A 5,175-nucleotide genomic window follows, 5' to 3' on the forward strand; every position below is an offset into this window, starting at 1 on the left:
AGAGCAAACTAGGAAGCTAGCTGTAGGTTGCTCAAAACACTGTTTTGAGGTTTCAGATGGAAGCTGAGGAGGTTTGAAGAGATTTTCGAAGAGTATAAATTTGTTGAGCGTGTAGCTAATACGTATCAAGTCTGGTAGATTGAGAAAACTTGACAAAAAATTAGATAGTGCTAGAATAACATTAACGAAAGACATTTGAGGGCAGAAAGGTTCCTGTCACACCTTGCAAAAGGGTATCTGAGATGCTGGGTACACCGATCAGCCAAAGGGTCCGTTATTTCAAAGGAGGGGCTTAAATGCTCCTTTTTTATTTAAAAATTTCAAAATAGATTACACTCATCGCAGGCTTAGGCTTGCGTTTTTTTGTTTGACAAAATTAAAAAAATGTGTAAGAATAAGTAGAATTGAAAACAGGAAAACTCACCTCCTTTCGATTCGTCTAGCCTTTTCGTGAGGCAATGAGGGGGCGGAGAGACGCGCTCGTCAACAGAAGTATCTCATTGGAAATGTTGCTCACTTTTTAGTGAGCTTTTTATCTAGGGAATAGAAATGAAAAGCAAAAAGTTAAAATTAGGTCAAATTGATTTAAAAATGTGCAAGGATTACGACCTTATTCAAGCGATGGACTATGACTTTAAGACGAAGGAAGTAATGAATAAAGGAAGGGGATTTGCGGTAACTGTTGTCAAAATACAGGGGCTAACTTTCTTGATTCCATTTAGAAGTTACATTCCTAAAAAGTATCAATTGAAGTATAAGCTTCGAAATTCAGCAAAAGAAGGGTATGTTGAAGGATTAGATATTGGTAAAACCTTGATTTTAGAAGATGAAAGTTATTTGCTAAATACTACTTTTCGACTTCGAAAAATCGAAGATTATTATAAAGTAATGGACAATGATAAAGCTATAATCAATAAGTTGGTAAAAGCAATTATAGACTATAACCATGCTTTGGAAATAAATGATAGAAATAAACTTGAAGATCCTAAACGTTTTAAATTCTCAACATTCCAGAATTATTCTACTAGATTAAGAGTCATAACAGAAAAAGACTATTTAGAATAGATAATGTTTCCGCAGGCTTAGGCTTGTGTTTTTTTATAGTAGATTGAAATAAGATTTGAACAAATTGATTAGAAAAGTCAAATTAATTTCTAGAAATGTTTTAGTAGTCGCAGTGTACTGTTCTAGTTCCAATCCACTCTATTCTTCAAAAAAAGCGTTTTCTTGAAGAATAGAAAAAGTCCGTGAGTAATCACGGTTTTCTGCCCCAAACTTGCCCCAAAAGTTTTTTGAAGTGATCTTTATTTAACGTAAAATAAAAATACTGACTTTATAGGCTTTTTATTTGGATAAAATCCGATAATTTTGGCATGATAAGGTGAGGTAGTTATTGTCTTAATGCTCAGTTACGTTCTGGAAATCGCTAGAATGTTTTCAAAAAAGCCCGTAATAGTTGAATTATCTAAGCTTTAACAGTATAATCCAGTTAGTAGCTTCATCAGGAGGTTCTATGCTACAATATAGTGGGTGGCACGGCACCACCAATAAAAGAAAAGATTCTATCTGCTGGTTTTTCTTATGAGAAATATAAACCTGGTATTCATAAACAGAGACATCCGAACGACTTGGGTAATGGTATTTACTTTTTTCTACCTTTTGACAAAGATACTGGTAAAACGATTGCTTCTGCTTATGTCGCAAAGTATAAGTCATTTGAACTAAGCAAACCCGGGGTTAGGTCTGAGTTAATTCATGCTAAAATCATCCTAAGCTCTATGAACAATATTTTTATGTTGGATGACCCAGCAAACCAAAGCTTATTAGAGGAATATCGACAAGCGGCATCTATTCAAATTGAACGTGAGATTGCAGGTATTTCAGGTAGCGGAGCCAAAAATAGAGCTACTCTTCTTAACCAAAATCAAGGATTAATTATTGAACTGTTGCTTGATTTAGCGTCTCAGCATGGGAAGAATTATGAATCCGTGCAGTCTAAAACATATACAGCTATTCCATTTTTACCAGTAATTAACGGAAAGAACGGAGAGGAAATTTGTATCCGTGATTTAAATTGTATGACAAACATTTTATAAATAAGGAGGCTTTTATGAGTTTATTGTCAAACTTTTTAGGAACTGAAGAATTTTCTTTGATGGATTCTCCAATGTTTCAAGAATTAGTTGAAAATATTAAGGCCAACAAAATTTATTCAGTAAACAATGAATTTGATTATGATTTGAATATATCAGGAAGTCTTAAAAAATATAAAGATGAAATCCATTTTACTCCTCAATTAAATCATCAAACAGAGTTTGATGATTTGAATTCTATAACTAAAGTAAATGCAATGCCTGAATATAATATAAAAAACAAGAAGTCATGTTTTTCATATTTACCAATAGATTCTGAAAACTTAATTACAACAAAAGAAAATAGTGAGGTGGCAGCTTAATGTCCTCTTTACAATTTAAAGATTATTTTTAAATGAAGTATCCTATCGAAGAAATCCTAGTTTTGACCAAACAAATAGTACTATTAATTTACATCCTGAATTGTCTGCACAGATTTTAATAAGAAAATCTGAAAACCTTGCTTATGTTAACTTGATAACAAAGCAAGGAAATATAGATTCAGATGATTCTGCTTTTGAGCTTATTGTAGATATTGTTGGAGAATTTTCATTTATATATGACGAGACAGAATTTGATATTGATTTTGAAACTTTTCTTAAAGAGAATGGTTTAGCAATTCTTTGGTCCTATATTCGGCCTATCGTATCTGATATGATTACTCGGGGTAATGAGTTCCCAAACTTCATATTGCCTGTCGTTAACATTAAAAAAATGCTTGAAGACAAAGATTCTATCAAGTTAACATACGAATAAAAACAGTGTATGTATTTTTCAAAGCTCCAATGAAATGCTTTCACATTTAAAAGGTATTCGGAGAACTATAAATCAAAATTGTGATAAAAATAAATAGGACCAAAGAGTTTTGTATGATAGTAGTGCAATTTGAAACTCTAGCTGTTTCTCGAGCTTATCGTTCTTGAACTATAAAATATTTCTAAAAAACTGATAGAATCATATATTTTAATAATATACGAAGAATAACGCTGATTTTTCAAGCGTTTTTTCTTTTAAAACAGCTAGCAGGTGGTGAAGTGAAAAGCTTGACGATCAAGTCAAACAATGTTGGTTTCAGCTTGCCGTATATATGTTGAGGCTGGGTAAAAAACAAATTTCAGGAGAAAATGAAGTCAATATTTCCACGATAAGATATATGATATCAAGCTTAGTTCATAATGTTTGATTTATAAAAAGAAAGAGAGTATAATGAGTTAAACCTACCTAAAGTATGCTCAAATATTTTAGGGGGGGCTTTTTATTTGCCCTTCCATTATATATTAACCGATAATTATCGGAAAAGGAGCAAAATGATATATGTTTTATAAAGGTAATGAAGATAGAGAAAAGCGCTTGCGGTTTTCGATTCGTAAGGTTAGTTTTGGAGCGGCCTCGGTAGCCGTGGCGGCGCTGTATCTCTTTATGGGAAGTGGAGCGGTATCTGCTGAGGAAGCGCAGGCCATACAGTCAAATGAGGAGGTGGCAGCTGATAAGGATTCGGAAATAGAGAAAAAATCAGAGGAACAGCAGCCAACCTACGCTGCTCCTGCTGCAAAGGAACAAGGATCTGCAACCAATACTGAAGCAGGGGATGAAGGCAAGCAAGAAAGTCATCCAGAGACCAAAGAGGAAGAAGCCAACTCATCTGAAAGAAGCGAAACTACAACAAAGACTCAATCGGATGAAAACTCTGTGAGTGGGGACTCTAGCTCTCCAAAATCTGAAGGTGAAGGTACAAGATCAGAAGAAGCAAGCAACAAGCCAAAAGTACGTAAAAGACGTGATGCACCTGCCCCACCAGCGACTGCAACCGATGACGACCCAGATGCACATCAGACTTATGAAGCTCCAGGGGATGGTGCTGGATTAGATGAGTTACAAAAAAAGCTCGAACAATTACCAAATGAAATTCAAAATAACACAAAAATTAATGATATGGATAAACTGGGGGATGAGGAAAGAATTCTAGCTGGTAAAGTAAAGGAAATTATGGAATTTGGTGGTTGGAGAGGGGTAACAATTAATGGAGAAAGAGGGAAGTTTACAATTGCCAGGAAAACTGAAGATGGTGTTTTTCCGCTGGAAACCATTAATGTAACTTTAAATGATACTGTTTGGCTAACTGAGCAGGCATTTGATAGAGATAGTAATTATATTCTCCTACTTGCAAAACCTAGAAATAGGCATAATTCTAGTGAGAGAGTTTCTGATAATAGTAACTATAGATATAAAGGAGAAGGTTCAGGTATTAGTAAAAATATAGTTGGTTTTAACGGAATTGAAAAGACTTTTGGAGTTTATAATAGTGCTATAGATTCCACAGTCACTATTAAGTTTAGAACAGGATATACTGGTGATGACGAAGGGCATAAGGCTAATTATAAAGTTGAAGTTTTTAGTATAGAAAATGATGCGGAAATTAAAGTTTATAGTACAGTGTTTGATCCGTCCAGAACTACACATAACAGTGATATGGATGTAATTGCAGCAAGTAATGGTTCAGGGGTAGATACTATTCGTATATCTACTACCCCTAATAATTCAACATCAGAAAATAGTTCCCGAGTCGGCTATATAGGAAAAGAAAAAGCTGAGAAAAAGATAGCAGAACCAAGGAACCGTCCGAACGGTAGGGCTGGGATGTTTATAAGTAAGCCTATTATGTTGAAAAAAGGAGCGAATAAATATAAAGTTAGAATTAGCTTGGCAGATCAAAATAGAGCTGGGGGAAGTTATCAATCGTGGGATGAGAAATATACACTTCCTATCTCTGGAAAAGAATTTAGTATAAGTCAAAGTACAAATCAATTGGCAAAACAACTTTTAAAAGAGATTTATAGTAAACTAGAGGAAACAAAAGAACATGATATCACTAATGTGACGGAAGCTAGTAAGAATGATTATTTAAATCAGTTACAAACTATTAAAACATTAATTGATTCAAATGAGTTAAAAACTACTATAGAGTATAAGCAGGAATTACACAAGGGAATTGAGAAAAAAGCTAAATTAGAACTGGAAAGAACAACAGCTGCCCTAAGTGCTG

5 protein-coding genes are annotated in these 5,175 nt (G+C 34.1%); all 5 read left to right on the top strand.

The window, feature by feature from the left end; all coding sequences use genetic code 11:
• Positions 1–549 precede the first annotated feature (549 nt).
• On the top strand, positions 550–1,065 hold the full coding sequence (locus HT723_RS07635; protein ID WP_138706801.1) for a hypothetical protein: 516 nt from the start codon (positions 550–552) through the stop codon (positions 1,063–1,065).
• Positions 1,066–1,526: 461 nt separating this feature from the next.
• Complete coding sequence (locus HT723_RS07640) at positions 1,527–2,096, top strand: hypothetical protein (RefSeq protein ID WP_172934961.1); 570 nt, start codon at positions 1,527–1,529, stop codon at positions 2,094–2,096.
• Between the two features lie 14 nt (positions 2,097–2,110).
• Positions 2,111–2,455, top strand: a complete 345-nt coding sequence (locus tag HT723_RS07645) for a hypothetical protein (RefSeq protein ID WP_172934962.1) — start codon at positions 2,111–2,113, stop codon at positions 2,453–2,455.
• Positions 2,456–2,555: 100 nt separating this feature from the next.
• On the top strand, positions 2,556–2,888 hold the full coding sequence (locus HT723_RS07650; protein WP_240154958.1) for a preprotein translocase subunit SecB: 333 nt from the start codon (positions 2,556–2,558) through the stop codon (positions 2,886–2,888).
• Positions 2,889–3,446: 558 nt separating this feature from the next.
• On the top strand, positions 3,447–5,175 hold a 1,729-nt coding region (locus HT723_RS07655), incomplete at its 3' end, for a YSIRK-type signal peptide-containing protein (RefSeq protein WP_172934963.1).

The sequence above is a fragment of the Streptococcus sp. 2106 genome (genome assembly GCF_013277315.1).
Lineage (GTDB): Bacteria > Bacillota > Bacilli > Lactobacillales > Streptococcaceae > Streptococcus > Streptococcus pseudopneumoniae.

What these genes read in the sequence shown, in the direction of transcription:
- HT723_RS07635 (WP_138706801.1), top strand. Translation starts at nt 550, where the DNA reads ATGAAAAGCAAAAAGTTAAAATTAGGTCAAATTGATTTAAAAATGTGC.
- HT723_RS07645 (WP_172934962.1), top strand. Translation starts at nt 2,111, where the DNA reads ATGAGTTTATTGTCAAACTTTTTAGGAACTGAAGAATTTTCTTTGATG.